Source organism: Actinoplanes sp. NPDC051405, from assembly GCF_055586185.1.
This window is the reverse complement of the sequence record NZ_JBVJIR010000009.1, coordinates 265,177-286,550: the sequence shown is the minus strand read 5'-3', so window position 1 is coordinate 286,550 and position 21,374 is coordinate 265,177. Positions and strand designations below refer to the sequence as shown.

Here is a 21,374-nt window from a genome sequence, read left to right as displayed (position 1 = left end):
GTTATTCGACCGGCCAGGTGTGCACCGGCTCGTTCGTCTGCTGCAGTGAGCTGTATCGAAGCAACATGTCGTGCAAAGCCCCCTGGCGGTCCAGGCCGCGGCGGTGTTCCGCGGACCACACCGCCTCCGTCTGCCACGTCGCGCCGTTTCGGCCGGTGCGGCAGCGGGCTTCGATGATGCCGAGCAGCCGGTCGCGGTGCACCCGGTGCACGCCGAACAGGTCGAGTCCCGCGTGGGCCTTGGCCAGCAGCGTGTCGAGCACCAGCTCGGTCACCTGGGTCTCGCCGGCGCCCGGCCAGTACATCGTCGTTTCGATGCCGCGGCGGGCTGCGGCGTGGCAGTTGTCCTCCGCCGCGCCGAAGGAGAGTTGCGACCAGATCGGCCGGTCCTCCTCGGCGAGTTGCCGGACCAGGCCGAAGTAGAAGGCCGCGTTCGCCAGCATGTCGACCACCGTCGGGCCGGCCGGCAGCACCCGGTTTTCCACTCGCAGGTGGGGACGGCCGTTCATCACGTCGTAGACCGGGCGGTTCCAGCGGTAGACAGTGCCGTTGTGCAGGCGTAACTCGCCCAGACAGGGCACTCCGCCGGCTTCGAGGACCGCCACCGGGTCCTCCTCGTCCATGATCGGCAGCAGCGGCGGGAAGTACCGGACGTTCTCCTCGAACAGGTCGAACACCGAGGTGATCCAGCGTTCGCCGAACCACACTCTGGGGCGTACCCCTTGGGCTTTGAGCTCGTCCGGCCGGGTGTCGGTGGCCTGCTCGAACAGCGCGATCCGGGTCTCCGCCCAGAGCTGCCGGCCGTGCAGGTACGGCGAGTTCGCCCCCACCGCCACCTGGATCCCGGCCACCGCCTGCGCCGCGTTCCAGTACGCCGCGAACTGGTCCGGTGGAACCTGCAGGTGGAACTGCACACTCGTGCAAGCCGCCTCGGGCGCGATCGAGTCGTTGACCGTCTGGAGGCGTTCGACGCCGCGGATGTCGACGCTGAACTGTTCGCCGCGGGCGCCGACGATCTGATCGTTGAGGGCGCGGTACCGCTCGTTGGCCGAGAGGTTCGCCAGCACCAGGTGCCGCGGTTGCAGGGTGGGCAGGCTGCCGATGAGCACGATGGTGCTGTCCGCCTTCTTCGCCCGGTCCTCGGCGCGGCTCAGGCTTTCGAGGAGGTCTTCCTCGTAGTCGGCGAAGCCGTTACCGGTGATCAACCGGGGGCGGGCGTTGAGCTCGAGGTTGAACTGGCCGAGCTCCGTCTGGAAGGTCGGATCCGCCAGATTGGCCAGGATCTCGGCGTTGCGCATCGCCGGTTCGGCGTCCGCGTCCATCAGGTTGAGCTCGATCTCGAGGCCCGTCATCGGGCTCTCCGCGTCGAAGGCGAAGTCGTCCAGCATCAGAGCCAGCACGTCGAGGCAGCGCCGGACCTTCTGCCGATAGTGGACCCGGTCGTCCTGCGAGAAGACGACCCCTGAGAGGTCCTTACCCATCGTTCCTCCTGGCACGTTCGCGTGACGCTCTCACGGTATGTGCACCCGCTAACCAAGGCCAGGGACGAACCGGACGCACATCAGCTCTGGGTGAGCACGCGGCAGCGCAACGTTTACCCTCGCACTCGGCCGGTGATGCCGCCAGTCGGACGGCCGGACACGGCGAAGCGCCGCCCGAACGGACGGCGCTTCGCTGCGGATCGGTGGAGGTCAGGCCTGGCGGATGGCCTCGCCCTCGATCTCGATCTTGACCTTCTTGCCGATCATGACGCCGCCGGACTCGAGCGCCATGTTGTAGGTCAGGCCCCAGTCCTCGCGGTCGATCTCGGTCGTCGCGCTGAAACCGAAGACCTGCTGACCGTACGGGCTGGTGGTCGCACCCTCGAACTCGACGACGAGCTCGACGGGCTTGGTGACGTCCTTGATGGTGAGCTCACCGTCGAGGACGAACTCGGCGCCGGCGTGCGACTTGATGCCGGTGCTGCGGAAGGTGATGGCCGGGTACTTCTCGGCCTCGAAGAAGTCGCCGGTGCGCAGGTGGTTGTCCCGGTCGACATTGCCGGTCTGCACGCTCGCGGTGACGATCGAAGCGGTGACCGAGGACTGCAGCGGGTCTTCGGCGATGGTGATGGTCGCGTCCGCCTCGGCGAAGTTGCCGCGGACCTTGCTGACCATCAGGTGACGCACCACGAAGCCGACCCGCTTGTGCGCGGCGTCCAGCTGGTAGGTGCCGGCGGCCGGGATCTGCAGGCCCTCGAACTCACGGGTGCTGGCGACGTCGGTCATGACATTTCCTCTCGAAGGCAGAGCCAGGTTGTTGTCTGACGGAGCAACTATATGCCAAGCAATATTCCCCGTGTCAAGAGACCGCTGGTAAGATGACTCACGTGGGTACCGACTTTGATGACCCCCGGTTCACCGCCATCGGCCTCTTCGCCGAGGCGTTCACCGGGTTGAGCAGCCGTTTCGCCGCGCAGTTCGAGCAGCACCGGGTCTCCCCGGTCGAGTTCGAGGTGCTGATGCGCCTTGCCCGCTCGCCGCAGAACCGCTTGCGGATGACCGACCTCGCCGGCCAGACCTCCCTGTCCACGAGCGGGGTGACCCGGGTCGTCGACCGGATGGACCGCGGCGGCCTGATCCGCCGCGAGGCGTGTCCGAACGACCGTCGCAGCTCCTTCGCGGTGATCACCGACGCCGGCCTGGCCCGGCTCGACGAGATCCTGCCGGGGCACCTGGAGCTGGTGCAGCGGTGGTTCATCGACCAGCTCACCCCCGACCAGCTGGCGCAGATGCTGGAGTCGCTGCGGACCATCCGCGACGCGGTCAACCCGTGCGCGACGGCGGGCAGCTCGGAAGAGGACGCCTTACCGGCCGTGCCGGGCCACTGAGCCGAACGGGGCAGTAACCGGCAGAAGTACCGGCAGAAGCCCGTCAGCGCCTGGGCAAAAGCCGCTTAAATCCTCAAATCCCCCGGTGCCGCCGGTTAAGGTGATCTCCGCAGGGGGACGCGGCGCGGCCGAGGCCGAAGGCTGGGCAAACGGGGGTGCCTTCGTTCACGCCGCGTGACCGGGGCGTTGGGACGGCCGGCGTGTGGGGGGCACACAAGCGCCGGTCGTCCACGCCCCGGCACAGCTCAGGTCTGCTCCCCGAGCCCGCGCAACGCTTCCGGTCCGAGCAGCTCCCGCTCCCGGGGCAGCAGCGTGATCCCACCCGTACGGCAGAGCTCGGCCAGCCCGGCCACCGCCTCCTGCCGGCGCTCCGCGTCCGGAGTGCTCCGCACCACGCCGACCAGCGCCTCCACCGTGTCACGGGGATCGTGGCCACCGGCGTACGCCTCGGCGGCAGCCGCGAAGCTCTCCGCCGCCCGCTTCTCCTCGCCCTGCCGCAGGGCGATCGCCGCCTCCACGATCGCCGCCGGCCCGTCGGCGGGCGCTTGCGGTTCGGGCCCGCGCAGCTCGGCCAGCACGTCGAGCGCCTCCGCGACCCGGCCGCTCTCGGCCAGCGCCAGGCCGACCGTCGCGAGCACCCGGCGCCGGTGGCCCGGATCACCGACGTCCTCCAGTTCGGCCATCGCGTCCCGGCCCAGCCGGGCGGCCTGCTCGAAACGGCCGTCCAGCCGCTCGACCTCGGCGAGGTTGGCCGCCGCCACCGCCCGCAGCCGGTGCTCGCCGCACCGGCCGGCCAGCCTGTCCACCTCCGCGAGCCGGTCCCGGGCCGCGCCCAGGTCGCCTTCGCGGATCTCATGCCAGGTGAGGTTGTTCTCCGCGACTGCCATGTCTCGGGTGTGGCCGCTGCTTCGGGCCAGCTCGAGCGCGGCGGCGCCGTGCCCGCGGGCCCGCTCGTATCCACCGGCCGTCATCCACAGGGCCGCCAGCTGGGTGTGCGCGGTGAGCTGCCCCGGCACGTCGCCCAGGGCCGCGAAGTCGGCCAGTGCGGCCTCCGCGGAGCCGATCTCCTCGGTGCCCGAGCCGTGCTCGAGCGCCAGCTGGGCCAGCCCCACCTTGGCCCAGGCCCGGACCAGCGGATCGGCGTCCGCCGTACGGGGGTCGGCCAGCAGCCGACGCAGCCACTGCCGGCCGGTGACATCGCGCCCACGGAAGCGCCACCACCGGGGCAGCGCGGCCGCGAGCCGCAGCGCGATGTGCGGATGCTCGCGGGCCGCGAAGGTCAGCGCGGCGCCCAGGTCACCGGCGACGTCGTCCAGCCGGGCGGCGGCCTCGGCGAGCCGGCCGCCCTTGAGGTCGGGCGCGATCTCCTGCGCCAGGTCGGCCATCACCTCGGCGTGCCGGTGCCGCGCCGCGGGCAGATCACCGTCGGCGGCGGCCCGTTCCAGGGCGAAGTCGCCGACGACGTCCAGTAGGCGGAACCGGAAGGCGCGGGCGCCGCGGGCACTGAGCAGGCCCAGCTCCAGCAGCCGGTCCAGCAGGTGCACCGCGTCGGTGGCCGAGCCGTCCGCGATCACGGCCTCGGCCAGGTCCAGCGACCAGCGGTTGCGGAAGGTCGCGAGGCGGTGCAGGGCCCGCTGCTCGTCCGGCGCGAGCAGGCGGTAGCTGGCCGCGACGGCTTCCCGGACGGAGACCACGGCACCGGGTGCGGGCCGGCCGGACAGGTCCAGGACGCGGTCGCCGTACCGGTCGAGGATCTCCGCGACGGTGAGCACCCGGCCGCGGGCGGCGGCCAGCTCCAGCGCGATCGGCAGCCCACCGAGCCGGCGGACCAGCGCGGACAGCGGCGCCACCTCGTCCGGCTCGATCGGGCCGCCACGGACCCGGGCCAGCCGGTCGAGGAAGAGCGCGACCGCCGGATAGCCGGCCACGTCAGCGAGCTCGGGCCCGGCTTCCTCCGGCGGTGCGACCAGCGGCGCGACCGGCCAGACCCGTTCGGTGGGCAGGCCGACCGGGTGCCGGCCGGTGGCCAGGAAACGCAGCGTCGGGTGCTGGCGCAACAGCCGGCTGAGGGCCTCGGCGACGGCCTCCGAGGCGCGGTCGACCGCGTCGACGAGCAGCAGCGCGGACCGGCCGGCGAACCGGGGCGCCAGGTCGTCGGGCCGGCCCACGCCGAAGACCGCGGCGACGCCACCGAGCACCTCGCCGGTGGTGGAGCCGTCGGTGACGACGATGCCGGCGACCCCTCCCGGATGTGCGGGGGCGGCCCGGTGCGCCACGGTGAGTGCGAGGCTGGTCTTGCCCACCCCGGCCAGGCCGACCAGCGTGACGCCCCGCGGTCCGTCGTCCCGCGCCGGGGAGAGGCGGGTGACCAGCTCGGCGACATCACCGTCGCGGCCGATCAGATCACCGGCCGGCGGCAGGCGTACGTAGCGCGGCTGCGCGGACGCACCGGCCTGTTGACCGCGCGCGGCGGCCAGGAACGCGATCCTGTCCGCGCCCGCCAGGCCGAGTGCGGCCGCGAGCAGTTCCACCGTGGTCCGCTGCGGTCTGGAGGCGCGACCCCGTTCGAGGTCACGCACCGTCCGCACACCGACCCCGGCCCGAGCCGCCAGCTCGTCCTGGGTCAGCTTCGCCCGCAGCCGGTAACTGCGCAGCACGGCGTCGAATCCCGGACCATCATGGTCCGCCCCGTGATCGGACGTCATGTCTCGAACCTAGGCACCCAGATCGATGGATGCCGACTTCAGCATGCAATTTGTCGAGTAACCGACGCTGCCGCCGTCGGATTTGCCGCAGAAACCGACCGGGAGTCCAAGATCTACAGTCCGAGGCCGCGCGCGATGATCATGCGTTGCACCTCGGACGTACCCTCACCGATCTCCAGGATCTTCGCGTCGCGGTAGAAGCGGCCCACCGCGGACTCGTTCATGAAGCCGTAGCCGCCGTGCACCTGGGTCGCATACCGGGCGTTGTCCATTGCGGCCTCGCTCGCGTACAGCTTGGCCAGGGCCGCCTGGTGCTTGAAGTCCTCGCCGGCCAGCATCCGGGCCGCGGCCTCGTAGTACGCGACCCGCGCCGTGTGCGCGCGCATCTCCATGTCCGCGATCATGAACTGGACGGCCTGGTAGTTGCCGATCGGCCGGCCGAACGCCTGGCGTTCCTTGGCGTACTTGACCGACTCGTCGACGCAGCCCTGGGCCAGGCCGACCGAGAGCGCCGCGATGGCGATCCGGCCCTCGTCCAGGATGCGCAGGAACTGGGCGAAGCCGCGGCCCCGCTCGCCGAGCAGGTTGGCCGCCGGTACGCGCACGTCGTCGAAGGCCAGCTCGTGGGTGTCGGAGGCGCACCAGCCGACCTTGGAGTAGCCGGGCGCGACGGTGAAGCCGGGAGTGCCCGACGGCACGATGATGGTGGACAGCTCCTTGCTGCCGTCCGCCTTCGTGCCGGTCGCGGCCATCACCGTGACCAGGCAGGTGATGTCGGTGCCGGAGTTGGTGATGAACGCCTTGGAACCGTTGATCACCCACTCGCCGGTCCGCTCGTCGAGCACCGCGCGGGTGGTGGTGGCGCCGGCGTCGGAACCCGTGCCCGGCTCGGTGAGCCCGAACGCGGCGAGCGCCTCACCGCTGGTCAGCCGGGGCAGCCACTCGGCCTTCTGCGCGTCCGTACCGAAGCGGTAGATCGGCATCGCACCCAGCGAGACGCCCGCCTCCAGGGTGATCGCCACGCTGCTGTCGACCCGGGCCAGCTCCTCCAGGGCCAGGCAGAGCGTGAAGTAGTCACCGCCCATGCCGCCGTGCTCCTCGGCGAAGGGCAGGCCGAAGAGGCCCATCTTGCCCATCTGCCGGATCACTTCGTAGGGGAACGTCTTCTTCTCGTAGTGCTCGGCGATGACCGGTGCCACCTGCTCGCGGGCGAACTCCCGCACGCTGCTGACCAGCGCCTCCTGCTCCTCGCTGAGCCGGAAGTCAACCATGACGGTTCCTTTCTAGACCGGGGTGACGCCGTGCCGGCGCCGGGAGAATCCGCGGTCCTTGCCGCGCGCGGCGGCGAACCGGCGGACGAGCTCGCCGCGCAGGTCGGCGGGCTCCACGATGGTGTCGATGACCAGCTCGCTGGCCAGCCGCAGGATGTCGATGTCGCGCTCGTACTCGGCGCGGCGCTCGGCCACGAAGGCCGCCCGCTCGTCCTCGGGCAACGCCGCGATCTTGTTGGCGTAGACGGCGTTCACGGCCGCCTCCGCGCCCATCACCGCGATCTTGGCGGTGGGCAGGGCGATGGTCGCCTCCGGATCGAAGCCGGGACCGGCCATCGCGTACAGGCCGGCGCCGTAGGCCTTGCGCACCACGACGCAGATCTTGGGCACGGTGGCCTCGGAGATCGCACTGATCATCTTGGCGCCGTGCCGGATGATGCCCTGCTTCTCGACCGCGCTGCCGACCATGAAGCCGGGCACGTCCGACAGGAACAGCAGCGGCACGTTGAAGGCGTCGCAGAGCTGGACGAAACGGCTGGCCTTGTCGGCCGAGTCGACGAACAGCACGCCACCCTTGAACATCGAGTTGTTGCCGACCACGCCGATGACCTGGCCGTCGAGCCGGGCGAAGCCGACCGTCAGCTCCCGGGCCCACAGCGCGTGGATCTCGAAGAAGGAACCCTTGTCGACGATGCCCTTCACGTACCGGCGCATGTCGAAGGCCTGGCGCTCGCTGACCGGGACCAGCGCGGCAAGATCAACGGCGGCGGGCTCTTGGGCCTCGGTCGCCGGCGGCTGCTGCGTCCAGTTCGCCGGCAGATAGGACAGGTACGAGCGGACCACATCGAGCGCGTCCTGCTCGGTCTTGCAGAGGAAGTGCCCGACCCCGGACTCGGCGCAGTGCACCCGAGCGCCGCCCATGGCCTCGAGCGTCGTCTTCTCCCCGGTGACCATCTCGACCATGCGATCGGAGCCGAGATACATGCTCGCGTTGCCCTCGACCATGGCGACCACGTCGCAGAAGGCCGGGATGTAGGCGCCGCCCGCGGCCGACGGCCCGAACAGCGCGCAGACCTGCGGGATGGAGCCGGAGGCCCGGACCTGGGTGTGGAAAATCTTGCCGGCCCCACGCGGGCCGGGGAACAGGTCGACCTGGTCGGTGATCCGCGCGCCCGCGGAATCCACCAGATAGATCATGGGTACGCCGTACTCGTACGCCCGCTCGATGATCCGGATGATCTTCTCGACCGTGCGGGCGCCCCAGGACCCGGCCTTGACGGTCGAGTCGTTGGCCATCACGCACACCTCGCGCCCGTCGATCCGGGCGTTTCCGGTGATCACGCCATCCGCGGGCAGTCCGTCCGCCAGGCTGTTGGCGTAGAGCCCGTCCTCGACGAAGGAGCCGTCGTCGACGAGCAGCGCGATCCGCTCGCGGGCGAAGAGCTTGCCCTTCGCGGCGTTGGCGGCGTGATAGCGCTCGGCGCCGCCGGCCATCGCCCGCTTGCGCGCCTGTGCGAGCGCGTCTTCGCCATACAGATCGGGTGCCACCTGGTCCCCTTCATTCGATCCCTGAACGATCGTTAGGCTAACGCATTCGGGGGACGGAGACCAGACACGCCGAACGGGAGCCCCCGCAGGTAGCGGGGACTCCCGTCCGTTTCGTGCGACCGGCGCTGTGGAGGAGCGCCGGTTTACTGCCCGACGCCCAGGGGCGTCGCTCGGGTCACGCCCGGGACCGGCGTGACCCGGGCCTCATCGCAACTACTTACTTGCCGAGCGTGTCGAGGACGCTGAGGCCACCGACGTTCAGGCCACCCGCGTTGCTCAGGTTCTGGGTGAGGCCGTCCACGGCGCCCGCCTCCTGGGTGCTCTTGCGAGCCGGCTTGCCGTACTTGTCACCCTGGTTGCCGCCGTCACCGTCGACGTCGTTGTCGTCCTTGTCGCCGTAGCCGTCGTCCTTGACGTCACCGTCGCCGGCCACGTAGTCGTCGTCGTCCTTGCCACCGTTGTCGCCACCGTTGCCGTCGTGGCCGTGGCCGTTGTCGCCACCGTTGCCCTTGTGGCCGTGGCCGTGGCCGCGGTCACCGTCGACGTCGTTGGCGCACGCCGCCGCCGAGTTCGCCAGGCCGAGAACGGCGAGCGAGTTGCCGCAGACGTTGATCGGGATGCTGATCGGCGCCGCGAGCTGGGTGCCGTTCAGGATGCCCACGTTGCGGGACGAGTCCTGCGAGAAGTCGTGGCCACGGGCCGACTCGTTCTTCGCGACGGCGGCCGAGTTGGCCTCGCCGGCGACACCGATCGAGTTGCCGGCGATGTTCAGCGGCGCGGAGATCGGGGCGTAGACCTGGGTGCCGTTGGCGATCCCGTAGTTGCCCGAGGTGTCCTGCGAGGTGGACTCGCGGCGGTGGCCGCCACCGTCACCGTTGACGCACGCGGCCTGCGACTGGGCCAGGCCCAGGATGCTGAGCGCGTTGCCGCACAGGTTGATCGGAACGTCGATCGGCGCGTAGACCTGCGTGCCGTTCAGAACCCCGAAGTTGCCGGAGGAGTTCTGGTCGCCACCGCGGCCACCCTTGTTGCCCTTGCCGTGCTCGACCTTGGTGCTCTCGACGTGGTTCACACCGGCGCCGGAAGCGTTGGCCAGGCCCAGCACGGCGGCGGAGTTGCCGACCACGTTCACCGGCACGGAGATCGGCAGGTACGCCTGGGTCCCGTTGGCGATGCCGAAGTTGCCGGAGGTGTTCTGCGAGACGCCGCCCTTGCCACCGCGCTTGCGGTGCTGGCCGCTCTCGACGAAGTTGATGCCCGAGCCGGCCGAGTTGGCCTCGCCGGCCACGCCGATCGAGTTGCCGACCACGTTCAGCGGCACGGCGATCGGGGCGAACACCTGCGTGCCGTTGAGGATGCCGACGTTGCCGGAGCTGTCCTGCGAGACGTCGGCCTGCGCTGCGCCGGGGGCGAACAGCAGGGCGCCGGCCGCCAGGACACCGACGCTGAGAGTCTTACGAACCCAAGTCTTCATGGAAAGAAGATGCCTTTCAGAATTGTCAGAGAATGGTGAGACGCGTATTCAATTGATCGGTGCTTTCGGGCGCAGCGGTGCCACGAGCGTTTTTCATGGACTGCCCTGACCCCGCCTGTCGACGTGCGCCCATTACGTGTGACGCATTGCAGAGAGGTGGCGTACCGCCAGATGGGCCCCGAGGTGATTCGCCGCCTGTTCGCAAGCGGTTGGGGAATCAGGCCCGTGGTGCGGGCACACCGCACCCGCTCCGAGTGCCGCGGGTGACGGAGATGCCGGCCGGTGCCGGTACTAGTCAGGTGAGACGGTCGGTGCCTCGGCGTCATGGCGCCGGACCTCGACGTCGGCCGCGATGGGCAGCCGGTGGCACGCCACCGTACTGTCCGCGACCTTGGCCGGAAGGAAGGCCGCCGAGCCGCCCTCCGTCGCAGTTGACGGCCCGGAGGCCGGAACGCCGTTCGCTGCCCCGAGGTGCACCCGCAGAGGCGCGGGTCCGTCACCGCCGGGTGTGTCGCTGACCGTCTCCGGCTCGGCCGCCGTGGCGGCGGCCCGGTGCCGGTCGGCAGCGAAGGTGTGCTGCCGGGCGACGGTCTTTCCCACCTGGTCCCGCCGGTCGGGCTGACGCTCGGCCGCCGGTACCTCCTCGTCCCTGTGCACGACCTCGCCGACCGGGCTGACCTGGTCGGCGACGATGTCGCCGGCACCGGTCAGGTCCTCATCGGACGGCTCGGCGTCCACCTCGGAGACGTCGGTCCCCGAGACCTCGGAGCCGCTCACCCGCGTTGCGGAGTGCCGCACCGGCAGCGCCGGCGCACTCCCCGCCCGCGGCGGCTCGGGCTCCCGGACATCGGTGACCGGGACGAGTTTCCGGGTGTCCACCGCTTCACCGGAAAGGCGAAGTGGGGCGGTCAACCCCCGGACGACGCTGTCGACCCCGCCCAGGACGGGATCCGCATCGTTGCTGCTCTTCGTGGCCGGGGCCGGCGTTCCCACGAGGCCCGGGAGCGCCACCGCGGCGGCGAGACGTCGGTGGTGATCGGATTCCAGCGGCTTGACGGCCGCCTTGAGGACCCGGTCCACCACCGGGACGCTGTGGCTCTCGCCGTGCACCACAGAGCCGATCAGCGACGAGCCGAGGGACAGACCCTCACCCGCCGGATCACGGTCCGCGGCGTGCGCGGCAGCGCCGGTGAGCAGCCAGGCCGCGCCGGCCAGACCGCCGACGACCAGTGCACGCAGGCCCCACCGGGATCCGGTGCGTCCTGCGCGGTGCTCCTTGCGCCGCTCCGCCCCCTGGCTGTGGGGCGGCATGAGCGCGGAGACACCGGCGGGCCGGACCGACGCGGAGCGGTACGCCGTACGCGCATCGCGCTCGACCACCCGTCCCGTCATTGTCCTGCCCCTGTCCGTCGGCTCGTGACTCCTGTGCCGACTGCCCGCCCGGAAGGAACAAGGCGATATCGGCCACTCGGTATTGGTAACGAAGCGGCACAGCGAGGGTCACGCAGGCATTCCGGAAAATTGATCGCGTCGCACCGGAAGCGAAAGAACGGTAAAGAGAATTCGGATCAGACCAATCTGGTACGCGGCCCGGCCCGAAGAACACCCGACGGGAGTGTGCGACCCAGCAGGTCCTCGGCGAGTTGCGCCACCGCGATCAGCTTGTCCAGGTCGATTCCGGTACGAAGGCCCATGTCCTCGAGCATGTGCACGAGTTCCTCGGTGGCGATGTTGCCCGAGGCGCCCGGCGCGTACGGGCAGCCGCCGATCCCGCCCACGCTCGCGTCGAATTCGGTGACGCCCAGCTCCAGGGCGGTCAGCACGTTCGCCAGCCCCGTACCCCTGGTGTTGTGGAAGTGCAGCAGGTCCGGGCGTACCTCGGTGAGCAGGTCACGGACCCGGCGCGGGGTCGCCATGCCGGTCGTGTCGCCGAACGCGATGCGGTCGGCGCCGTCGGCGCGGACCCGCTCCACGATGGACGCCACCCGCTTGGGGTCGATGTCACCCTCGAACGGGCAGCCGAAGCTGGTGGCCACGATGACCTCGAGTTTGGCGCCGGCCGCGTGGATCAGCGGGATGAGGCCGGTGATGTCGTCGAGCGACTCGTCGGTCGAGCGGTTCAGGTTGCGCCGGTTGTGGGTGTCGCTGGCCGACACCACCACCTCGATCTCGCCGAAGCCCGCCGCGATCGCCCGCTCGGCGCCGCGGGTGTTGGGGATCAGCGCGGAGTAGCGGACGTCGGGGTTGTGCCAGGCCCGCGCCCACACCTCGTCGGCGTCGGCCATCTGCGGGATGGCCCGGGGGTGCACGAAGGACACCGCCTCGATCCGGCGCACGCCGGTGCCGGAGAGGGCGTCGATCAGCCGGACCTTGTTGTCGGTCGGGATCGGCTCCTCGTTCTGCAGGCCGTCGCGCGGCGCGACCTCGCGGATCGAGACGGTGTCCATCAGCGCTACCCCTTCTTGACCTTGGCCGGGCGCATCCGGGCGACGATGCCGGTGTCGTAGTCGCCGGACAGGAACTCGTCGTGCTCCAGCAGCTCGGCGAAGAACGGCAGGTTGTGCTTGGGGCCGGCGATCTCGAAGCCGGCCACCGCGGCCCGCGCCTTGGCCAGCGCGTCGGCCCGGTCGGTGCCCAGCACGATCAGCTTGGCCATCAGCGAGTCGTAGAACGGCGTGACGGTCGTCCCCGGGCCGTAGCCGGCGTCGACGCGCACGCCGTCGCCGGTGGGCTCCACCCAGGTCGTGACCTGGCCCGGGCCGGGCAGGAACCGCTTCGGGTCCTCCGCGTTGATCCGCAGCTCGATGGCGTGGCCCGTGGTGGCGTGGATGGTCGCCGGGTCGAAGGTCGGCGCCGCCCCGGACGCGATCCGCAGCTGCTCCTCGACCAGGTCGATGCCGTGGATCAGCTCGGTGATCGGGTGCTCGACCTGCAGCCGGGTGTTCATCTCCAGGAAGAAGAACTCGCCGGTGGTGGGGTCGAGCAGGCATTCCACCGTGCCGGCGTTGCGGTAACCGACCGCCTCGCCGGCCTTGACCGCGGCGGCCAGGAAACGTGCGCGCAGCTCCGGTGACACCGCCGGGGAGGGCGCCTCCTCGACGAGCTTCTGGTTGCGGCGCTGCACCGAGCACTCGCGCTCGCTCAGGGCCACCACCCGGCCGTCGGCCAGGCCCAGGATCTGCACCTCGACGTGGCGCACCCGGGGGAAGTAGCGCTCGATCAGCACCGAGCCGTCGCCGAACATCCGCTCGGCGAACGCGCGGACCTTGTCGTACTCGGTGCGCAGGCCGTCCTCGTCCTCGGCGACCGCCATGCCCATGCCGCCACCGCCCGCGGCGGCCTTGACCATCACCGGGTAGCCGATCTCGGCAGCCGCCTCGATCGCGGCCTCGACGATCGCGGCCGGGTCGTGCGTGCCCGGCGCGACCGGGACACCGGCCGCCGCCATCAGGTTGCGAGCGTTGATCTTGTCGCCCATCGCGGTGATCGCGTCGGCGGACGGCCCGACCCACACCAGGCCGTTGGCCTCGACCGTACGGGCGAACTCGGCGTTCTCACTCAGGAAGCCGTAGCCGGGGTGCACGGCCTGCGCCCCCGTCGACTTGGCGGCCTCCAGGATCGCCTCGGTGTTGCGGTAGCTCTGGGCCGGGTTGGCCGGTCCCACGCACACCGCCTCGTCCGCCTCGGTGACGAACGGCATCCCCGCGTCCGCCTCCGAGTAGACCGCGATCGACCGGATCCCCAGCCGCCGGGCGGTCCGGATGATCCGGCGGGCGATCTCGCCCCGGTTGGCGATGAGTAGCGACTCGATCATCTCGCTCTTTTCCCTCGTGCTTCCCGGCCGTCTCGGCGGCCGGCCACTCGCAGTGCCGGGACCCGCGACCCGCCGGGTCAGCGGCCGATGAGGGCGTGCACCGTCGCCTCGCGCAGCAGCACGGCCCGGCGGCGGCGATCGACCTCACCACCGAGGAACGGCGTCGAGTTCATCAGGCCGAACGCGGAGTGGGCCAGCACCCGGGCCTCCGCCGGCTCCAGCTCGGGGCGCAGCGTGGCCAGCACGGTGACCCACTCCTCGACGTACAGGCGCTGCAGGCGGCGGATCTGCCGGCGCGGCTCCTCGGGGAGGCGGTCGAGCTCGTGCAGGTGCAGGGCGATGACCGCGGGATTGGCCAGCGCGAACTCCACGTGGAACTCGATCAGGTCGGTGAGGGCGGCGTGCGCGTCCTGCGGGTGGCGGCCGACGCGTTCCTTGCCGCCGTGCAGCAGGCCCTCGCTGACCGGGATGAGCGCGGCCACCAGCATGGCCTCCTTGCCGGCGAAGTGGTGATAGAGGGCCGGGCCGGTCACGCCGGCGGCGGAGCCGATGTCATCCATCGAGACACCGTGATATCCGCGTGCGGCGAAGAGGCCGACCGCGATCTCGAGGATCTCGTCCCGGCGCGAGCGCCGGCGGGGGGCCGGCGGGCCGGGACGCTGCTGCTGATCTACCGTCACCTGGCAACTCTAACCCGCTGTCAAGCCGAAGCCTTAACGGCCGTTCAGCCGATTAGTCCTCCTCCACCCCTTCGGTACGGCGCAGCCGCGCGGCCTGCTCCAGGTTGCCCCCGGCCTCCAGCGCCTCGGCCAGCACCCGGGCCGTGACCTGCCGTTGCGGCGCGTCCTGGGCCATCTCCCCGAGCACCGGCCAGAGCAGGTCCTCGGCCTGCTGCGGGTGTCCGGCCCGCAGCAGCGCCTCACCGAGCAGCGTCGCGACCTGGTCGGCCTCGCCGGCCGAGCCCACCTCGCGCAGCCGCTCCGGCGCATCGGTGACGTACGGCACAGCTTCGGCCGCGCGACCCCGGGCCAGCAGCAGCCGGGCCATCTCGAAGCCCAACATCGCCCGCTCCCACACCGCGCCCGGCTCGTCGCTCACCTCGGCGGGCAGGCCGGAGTGCTTGCGCTCGGCCAGCCGGTACGTCTCCTCGGCCGCCGCCACGTCGTCCGCCCAGTGCAGGGCCATCACCCGGCGGCGCAGCAACCGCAGCTCACCGAGCGGATCGCCGGCCACCCGCAGATCCTCGGCCCCGGCACCGAACCACTCCGCGGCCTCGGCGTCACGGTCCAGCCGGAACAACAGGTCGCCGGCGTTCTCCCGGATCTGACCACGGCCGGCCGGATTGTCGGCCAGCCGCCCGACCAGTTCCTCGTAGAGCGCGAGGGAGCCGGTGTTGTCACCGAGCTGGCGATAGAGCCCGGCCAGCAGGAACCGGGTGTTGTCCGCGGCCTCGTCGTGGCCGAGCCGTTCGAGCCCCGCCAGGGCCTCCTCGGCGACCTCGGCCGCCTCCACGATCCTTCCGGCCTGCCGGTATGCGTCCGCGAGCTCCTGCCGGATGAAGGCGCCGCCTTCGTCCAGGTCCTGCTCGGCGCAGAGCGCGACGGCCTCGACCAGATCGTCGATCGCCTCAGCGGGGCGGTCGAGGTGCACCAGGGCCCGTCCCCGGCCGAGCCGCGCGGTCAGGGCGGCGGCCGGCTCACCCGCGGCCAGGACCTCACCGAACGCCTCGGCGGCCTCCGCCGGATCGGAGGTGAGCTGGCCGAACAGGGCGGCGGCGTCGGCCAGCCGCAGAGCCGGACCGTGCTCCTGGAAGTAGGCGCGTGCCTCGGCCGCCGCTGCCAGGGCCTCCTCGTGACGACCGGCGGCGGCCCGGTTCGAAGCGCGCCGGGCCAGATAGAAGGCCCGCAGGCGCGGATCGTCGGTCTCCGCGGCGGCCTGCTCCGACCGGTCGTGCGCCGCGTTGGCCTCCTCGGGGCGGTCCTGGACCAGGTTGATCAGCGCCAGCCGGGACCAGGCGGCCGCCCGCTGCCGGGCGTCACCGTGCTCCTCCTGATAGGCGGTGTCCGGCTCGATCAGCGCCCGGCCCTCGTCGGCCCGCCCGGCCAGCGCCACCGAGACGCCGAGCCGGCCCCGGGCCACCGAGGCGTCGCCCTCCGAGCCCGCGGCGGTGAACAGGTCGATCGCCCGGCGCCAGACAACCGCCGTGCCGTCCTGGTCGTCGGCGCGCCACAGCTGGCTGCCGAGCAGCATCGCCCGGCGGGCCGCGCGCTGCATCACCGCGGGATCACCGTCGGCGGCGGCCACCACGTCCTCGCCGCCGAACTTGGCGTCGTACACGGCCAGGACCACGTCGGCCTCGTCGTCGCGGTCCTGCAGCTCGTGCTCCTCGGCCAGGTCGAGCAGCGTGTCGGCGTCCGCGTCGGCCGGGATCTCGACCGGCCCGGCGGGCTTGGGCACCGGCTGAGGCGCGGGGGCCGGACGTCGCCGGGCGGACGCGGACAACGGCAGGACCACGTCGTAGGGCTGCGCGGCGATCTCGGCGGCGATCAGCCGGCTCTGCGCCGTGGTGCCGTTACGCGCGTCGAAACGCAGCGACAGCGCGGTGGCGAACGCCGCCAGCTCCTCGGCGAGATCCTCCGCCGTGACGTCGTCCTTCTCCCGGCGGTGCACGACCGTCTTGCCGTGGCCGAGGGCAACGAGCCGGCGCAGCAGCAGCGCCGACGACGCGGCGAAATTCATGCCCGCGGCCGGGGACGGTGCCCGCTCCAGCCAGTCGATGTGCCGTTGCAGGATCTCCAGCCCGCGGTTCTCGTTGCCGGTCCGCGCGCAGAACGCGATGTGATCACCGATCTCCCACAGATCGGCGAGGTTGCCGCGCATCAACCGGTACGACCGGCGGTGGGCGTCCGCCGCCTCCTCCAGCCGGCCGGTGCGCAGGTACGGCACCATCAGGCCGCTGAGGATGGTCTGCGGCTGCTCGGTGCAGCTCAGCCGGCCGGCCAGCACCGGCTCGGCCAGAGCCACGGCCTCCTCGTCGCGGCCGCGGCTGGAGAGATAGGTGACCTGCGCCGACGGGTCACAGCCGGCACAGTCGGAGAGATCGTCGCGGGGCGTCGTGTTCCACTGCTCGTAGAGCCGGTCGGCCTCGTCCTCCAGGCCGACGTGCCGGGCCACCACGTACCGGTGCTTGTGAACCGCCTGCAGGCTGTGGCCGGCCTCCAGGTAACGGCGTTCCATGTCGTCCAGCACCGCGTAGGTGCGGGCCAGCGGCACCTCGGGGAACTTGGTCAGCGCCGACACCATGTACTTGAAGTGCCACAGCAGGTCCTGCTCGGTGCGGGCGTGGAAGGGGGCCGGGTCGCGGTCGAAGTCGCTCAGGCACCAGGAGAACGTGACGAACGACTTGGCGACCTCACCGCCGTACGTGTACGCCGTCGTGGCCAGGATGCGCGCCTGATAGCCCAGCTCACGGTCGCCGAGCGCGTCGGCGTGCCGGATGACCTGCTCGATGACGGCGATCTGCGCGGCCCCGTACGGCATCCGGTGGGCCTCCTGGAGCAGCCCCCACAGCTCCTCGGCGGACCGGCTCACGGCGTCTCCCCCGGGACCGCCCGGCCCAGCAGGCCGAGGAACGACGTGTTGAGCAGAGCCGCGTCCGCGGGCCGGATCGGGTGGTAGCCGAGCAGCAGGGCCTGGCCGTACAGCGCCTCGACGGCCAGTGCCGTCAGGTCGGCGTCCCCGATCGCGGTGACCCGGCGGACCAGCGGGTTGCGGTGGTTGAGGACCAGCTGCGGACGGTCCGGCGGGTCGCTGTCGGCGAGCGCGTCCAGCACGCCGCCCCACAGCTCGTCGGCCTTCTCCCGGGTGGCGGTGAACTCCTCGTGGAAGTGCGCCGCGCGGCTGACCAGGTAGAGCGCGGGCAGGTTGGCCGGCTCGAAGGTGCGCACGACCACCTCGCAGCCGAGCCGGTCGAGCCGGCGCTGGGCGGCCGACAGGAACGGGCGCAGCCGCAGCTCGGTGGCGGCGTCGAGGGCGTCGAAGCGGGTCGCCAGGTCGGTCGGCTCCAGCCGCTCGACCTTGATGGCCCGGTCGAGCTGCGGCAACCGCTCGATGATCTCGGCGTCGTAGGTGTAGCCGCCGTTGATCAGCCCCACGTCCTGGGCCGCGGCGACGGCCGCCAGCTGGCGGAACTCGTCGGTGGTGGCCGCGTACCGGATGAGGCCGTGCCGGGTGCGGAACTCGGCCAGGGTCATCTGGCCGGTGTTGGTCTCCATCGGCCACCACTGCTCGACCAGGCGCAGCATCTCGTCGTCGTGCAGGGCGAGTGCCTTGACCCCGAGGTGGTGGATGCGCAGGAACTCGGCCAGCCGGCGCGGGTCGGTCGACGCGAGCCGGACCAGCCAGCCCCGCAACTGGTCGGCGATGGCCTCGCGGGTGGCGACCAGGAGACTGTCGTCGTAGAGGGCCTCGCGGCTGGCGGTCGGGCGCAGCTCGGTGCTGTCGACCACGCAGCGGGCGAAGAAGGCCCACTCCGGCAGCAGGCCCTCGACGGCCTCGGCCAGCAGCATGCGCTTGAGGTAGACCCGGTGACCACCGCGGGTGGCCGGATTGACCGGGGTGGGTAGCACGAACGCGGCGCCGGTGAGCCCGGCCTCGGGCACGTCCAGCTCGATCACGTCGAACGGGGTGAAGCCGAGGGTGCGTTCGGCGTACGAGATCGCGGCCCGGCGACCGGCGGCCCAGGGGACCTCGCCGACAGTGACGGTGGTGCCGTCCACCGTGACGTCGACCGGCAGCAGCGAGCCGTAGAGGGTGGCGAGCTGGGTGACCGTCGGGCCGGCCAGGAACATCTCGGACCCGCGGCGCGGGATCAGGGTCACCGACGTGCCGGGCTCACGCTCCGGCCCGGGCCGCACGTCGTAGCGACCGTCGGCGTACCCCGTCCACAGCACCGGCGGCGCGTCGGCATGGCGGGTGTGCACCCGGATCTCGTCGGCGACCAGGAAGCAGGAGAGCAGGCCGATGCCGAACTGGCCGAGGAACTCGTGCCGGGCGAAGCCGAGCTCGTCGCGCTTGGAGCTGCGGCCGATGGTGGCCAGCAGCTCGTGCACCTGCGCGTCGGTGAGACCGATGCCGTTGTCGGCGATGCGCAGGCTGCCGTCCCCGGTCGTGCCGGCGGACTCGATGCTGATCCGCGCGGTGTCACCGGTCTCGTCCTGCCGCGCCGCGGTGATCGCGTCGACCGCGTTCTGCAGCAGCTCGCGCACGTAGACCCGCGGGCTGGCATAGAGGTGATGGCTGAGCAGGTCGACGATGCCCCGCAGGTCGACCTGAAAGGTGTTGCTCACGTCGGTTCGTCGCCCTCCCCGTCGGCGCTGAGGCGCTCAGGGTACCGGCACGATCTGACCTTCGGTGTCCGCCTTTTCCGTGACCCACCACCGGCCCGAACAGGCGGCCGCGAGCACCGCACCGGCCGTGTTGACGATCACGTCGTCCAGGCTGGAGACCCGGCCGATCGCAAGAACCCACTGCAGGGCCTCGATCACGACCGCACTGACCGCGGCGATCCCCAGGATGCGCGGCAGCGAGGCGGCCCAGCCGAACCGGACCGGCAGGAAGAAACCGACCCCGGCCAGGACGGCCAGGTTGCCGGCGAACTGCGCGACCGCCGTGCCCGGATCCCCGGAGAACCAGGACGGCAGGTCGTGCAGCGGCACGAGGTCGACCGACCGCGGCGTGCCCTGCGGCGTGAAGAGCATGCCGATGAACGGCAACGTCCAGCAGAGCAGACCGACCTCGGCGAGAGCGTCGCGCCGGGACCGGCTCCGGCGCCGCCACCGGTACGCGCCGACGCCGGCCAGCGGCAGGAGCAGCAGCGTGGCGATGATCGTGGTGCTGTGATCCCGCCAGGCTGCTCCCATGCCGCCGAATCTAGGCGGCGGCCGCCACGCCGACCGTCAGGAAAGACCGCCCGGCTCGGTGCCCTTGGCGATGGGGGCGCGCACCAGGTTGCCCCACTCGGTCCAGGAGCCGTCGTAGTTGCGGACCTGCGGATAGCCGAGCAGGTGGTGCAGCACGAACCAGGTGTGGCTGGACCGCTCGCCGATCCGGCAGTACGCGATCACGTCGTCACCGGTCTCCAGCCCCAGCTCGTCCCGGTAGATCTTGGTGAGCTCGTCGGCCGGCTTGAAGGTGCCGTCCTCGTTGGCCGCGGACTTCCACGGCTTGCTGAGCGCACCGGGGATGTGCCCGCCGCGCAGCGCGCCCTCCTGCGGGTACGCCGCCATGTGGGTCAGCTCACCCGTGTATTCCTGCGGCGACCGCACGTCGACCAGCGGGCGCCCGCTCGAGATGTGGGCCATGACCTGGTCCCGGAACGCGCGCAGCGGACCGTCCTCGCGCTGGGGCACCGGGTAGGTCGCCGGCGCCCGCTCGGTGCGGTCGCGGGTCAGCTCGCGTCCCTCGGCCACCCACTTCTGCCGGCCGCCGTCGAGCAGGCGCACGTCACGGTGCCCGAACAGGCTGAAGACCCAGAGGGCGTACGCCGCCCACCAGTTGAAGTTGTCGCCGTAGAACACGATCGTGTCGTCCCGGCCGATGCCCTTGGCCTCACACATCGCGGCGAACGCGGCCGGGTCGAGATAGTCCCGGGTGAGCTGGTCGTTGAGCTCGAGGTGCCAGTCGACCTTGACCGCGCCGGGGATGTGGCCGCTCTCGTAGAGCAGCACGTCCTCGTCGGACTCGACGACCACGAGTCCGGGGGTGTCCAGGTGGGCGGCGAGCCACTCGGTGGTGACCAGCTTGTCGGGGTGGGCGTACGCCTGCAGGGCCGGCGCCGGATCGTTCTCTACTGACATGTCACTCACGCTATCGCTTCGATGGGTCGCAACTCGGGACGCTTAGCCGTCACGAGATCACCGGAGGAGGCGCCGGCGAGCCGCCGTTTGATCCAGGGTGCGAGGTGCTGCCCGGCCCAGCGCAGGTCGGCGCCGCGGGCCAGCAGCCACGGGGTGGGCGCCGGCATCGGCGGCACGAGCAGCCACTCCTCGTCGACACCGACACCGAGGGCGTCGAGCACGTGCGCGGCGACCCGGCGGTGCCCGGCCGCGGACAGGTGCAGACGGTCGGAGCTCCACAGCAGCGGATTGTGGAACGCCTCGTCGGCGAAGAGGTCGATCAGGATGGCGCCGTGCCGGTCGGCCAGCTCGCGGGCACCGTCGTTGAGAGCCGCGGCCCGGGGCCCGACGATGCGCTGGCCGGGCAGGTGGGCGGTGACGTCCGCGAACCGGAACAGGATCACGTCGGCACCGGCGGCCCGCAGCTGCGCGATGGCCGGATCGATCTTGTGCACCAGGCCGTACGCGTCGACCCGGCGGCGCAGGATGTCGTTACCGCCGGCGGCGAAGCTCACCAGGCTCGGCCGCATCTCCAGGGCAGGGCCGACCTGCTCGGTGAGGACCTGGTCGAGCACCTTGCCGCGGACGGCGAGGTTGGCATAACCGAAGTCGGGGCCGGCGTCGACGGCGAGCCGGGCGGCCACCAGGTCGGCCCACCCGCGGTAGGTGCCGTCCGGGTACGAATCGTCCATGCCCTCGGTGAAGCTGTCGCCCAGCGCGACAAAGTTGTTCCAGCTCATGGCCTTTTCCCCCGTTCCGTGCGGCCGCTTGAGCCAGTTTTGCACCGGCCCGGCCGCG

Annotated in this window: 16 protein-coding genes; 1 reads left to right on the top strand and 15 read right to left on the bottom strand. The window is 71.4% G+C overall.

Features of this window, described 5'->3' with window-relative positions; all coding sequences use genetic code 11:
- Position 1: 1 nt before the first annotated feature.
- Together ACZ6S4_RS21265 and ACZ6S4_RS21260 are read right to left on the bottom strand one after the other, a co-directional pair.
- Complete coding sequence (locus ACZ6S4_RS21265) at positions 2 to 1,480, bottom strand: glutamate-cysteine ligase family protein (RefSeq protein WP_465476585.1); 1,479 nt, start codon at positions 1,478 to 1,480, stop codon at positions 2 to 4.
- Positions 1,481 to 1,690: 210 nt separating this feature from the next.
- Complete coding sequence (locus ACZ6S4_RS21260) at positions 1,691 to 2,266, bottom strand: YceI family protein (protein WP_212992285.1); 576 nt, start codon at positions 2,264 to 2,266, stop codon at positions 1,691 to 1,693.
- A gap of 92 nt (positions 2,267 to 2,358) precedes the next feature.
- Here ACZ6S4_RS21260 and ACZ6S4_RS21255 point away from each other — a divergent pair, with 92 nt between their 5' ends.
- Positions 2,359 to 2,868, top strand: a complete 510-nt coding sequence (locus ACZ6S4_RS21255) for a MarR family winged helix-turn-helix transcriptional regulator (protein WP_465476584.1) — start codon at positions 2,359 to 2,361, stop codon at positions 2,866 to 2,868.
- A 245-nt stretch (positions 2,869 to 3,113) separates the two neighbouring features.
- On the opposite strand, the gene ACZ6S4_RS21250 is transcribed toward ACZ6S4_RS21255, so the two are convergent.
- The 13 genes from ACZ6S4_RS21250 to ACZ6S4_RS21190 all read right to left on the bottom strand — a co-directional run bounded on the left by ACZ6S4_RS21250 (position 3,114) and on the right by ACZ6S4_RS21190 (position 21,316).
- The gene (locus ACZ6S4_RS21250; RefSeq protein ID WP_465476583.1) at positions 3,114 to 5,573 is read right to left on the bottom strand and encodes an ATP-binding protein; all 2,460 of its coding nucleotides are present in this window, start codon (positions 5,571 to 5,573) and stop codon (positions 3,114 to 3,116) included.
- Positions 5,574 to 5,686: 113 nt separating this feature from the next.
- A complete protein-coding gene (locus ACZ6S4_RS21245) occupies positions 5,687 to 6,844 on the bottom strand; it encodes an acyl-CoA dehydrogenase family protein (RefSeq protein WP_465476582.1) in 1,158 nt (385 codons plus the stop codon).
- 12 nt (positions 6,845 to 6,856) lie between these two features.
- Complete coding sequence (locus tag ACZ6S4_RS21240) at positions 6,857 to 8,338, bottom strand: acyl-CoA carboxylase subunit beta (RefSeq protein WP_465476647.1); 1,482 nt, start codon at positions 8,336 to 8,338, stop codon at positions 6,857 to 6,859.
- Between the two features lie 271 nt (positions 8,339 to 8,609).
- On the bottom strand, positions 8,610 to 9,866 hold the full coding sequence (locus ACZ6S4_RS21235) for a chaplin family protein (RefSeq protein WP_465476581.1): 1,257 nt from the start codon (positions 9,864 to 9,866) through the stop codon (positions 8,610 to 8,612).
- Positions 9,867 to 10,157: 291 nt separating this feature from the next.
- Positions 10,158 to 11,258 (bottom strand): hypothetical protein, encoded by a 1,101-nt coding sequence (locus ACZ6S4_RS21230; protein WP_465476580.1) that lies wholly within the window; start codon positions 11,256 to 11,258, stop codon positions 10,158 to 10,160.
- 176 nt (positions 11,259 to 11,434) lie between these two features.
- On the bottom strand, positions 11,435 to 12,313 hold the full coding sequence (locus ACZ6S4_RS21225) for a hydroxymethylglutaryl-CoA lyase (RefSeq protein WP_465476579.1): 879 nt from the start codon (positions 12,311 to 12,313) through the stop codon (positions 11,435 to 11,437).
- Positions 12,314 to 12,318: 5 nt separating this feature from the next.
- Complete coding sequence (locus tag ACZ6S4_RS21220; RefSeq protein WP_465476578.1) at positions 12,319 to 13,680, bottom strand: acetyl-CoA carboxylase biotin carboxylase subunit; 1,362 nt, start codon at positions 13,678 to 13,680, stop codon at positions 12,319 to 12,321.
- Between the two features lie 77 nt (positions 13,681 to 13,757).
- A complete protein-coding gene (locus tag ACZ6S4_RS21215; RefSeq protein ID WP_465476577.1) occupies positions 13,758 to 14,360 on the bottom strand; it encodes a TetR/AcrR family transcriptional regulator in 603 nt (200 codons plus the stop codon).
- Between the two features lie 52 nt (positions 14,361 to 14,412).
- Positions 14,413 to 17,271 carry a tetratricopeptide repeat protein gene (locus tag ACZ6S4_RS21210; protein WP_465476576.1) on the bottom strand — a complete coding sequence of 953 codons (2,859 nt, stop codon included), beginning with the start codon at positions 17,269 to 17,271 and terminating at the stop codon, positions 14,413 to 14,415.
- Positions 17,268 to 19,028 (bottom strand): HSP90 family protein, encoded by a 1,761-nt coding sequence (locus ACZ6S4_RS21205; protein ID WP_465476575.1) that lies wholly within the window; start codon positions 19,026 to 19,028, stop codon positions 17,268 to 17,270. The genes ACZ6S4_RS21210 and ACZ6S4_RS21205 overlap by 4 nt, the downstream gene beginning before the upstream one ends.
- Before the next feature lie 36 nt (positions 19,029 to 19,064).
- Positions 19,065 to 19,601, bottom strand: coding sequence for a VanZ family protein (locus ACZ6S4_RS21200; protein ID WP_465476574.1), 537 nt, complete (start codon positions 19,599 to 19,601; stop codon positions 19,065 to 19,067).
- A 36-nt stretch (positions 19,602 to 19,637) separates the two neighbouring features.
- Positions 19,638 to 20,537 carry a sulfurtransferase gene (locus ACZ6S4_RS21195; RefSeq protein ID WP_465476573.1) on the bottom strand — a complete coding sequence of 300 codons (900 nt, stop codon included), beginning with the start codon at positions 20,535 to 20,537 and terminating at the stop codon, positions 19,638 to 19,640.
- 5 nt (positions 20,538 to 20,542) lie between these two features.
- Positions 20,543 to 21,316: an SGNH/GDSL hydrolase family protein gene (locus tag ACZ6S4_RS21190; protein ID WP_465476572.1), complete on the bottom strand. Its 774-nt coding sequence runs from the start codon at positions 21,314 to 21,316 to the stop codon at positions 20,543 to 20,545.
- Positions 21,317 to 21,374: the final 58 nt, after the last annotated feature.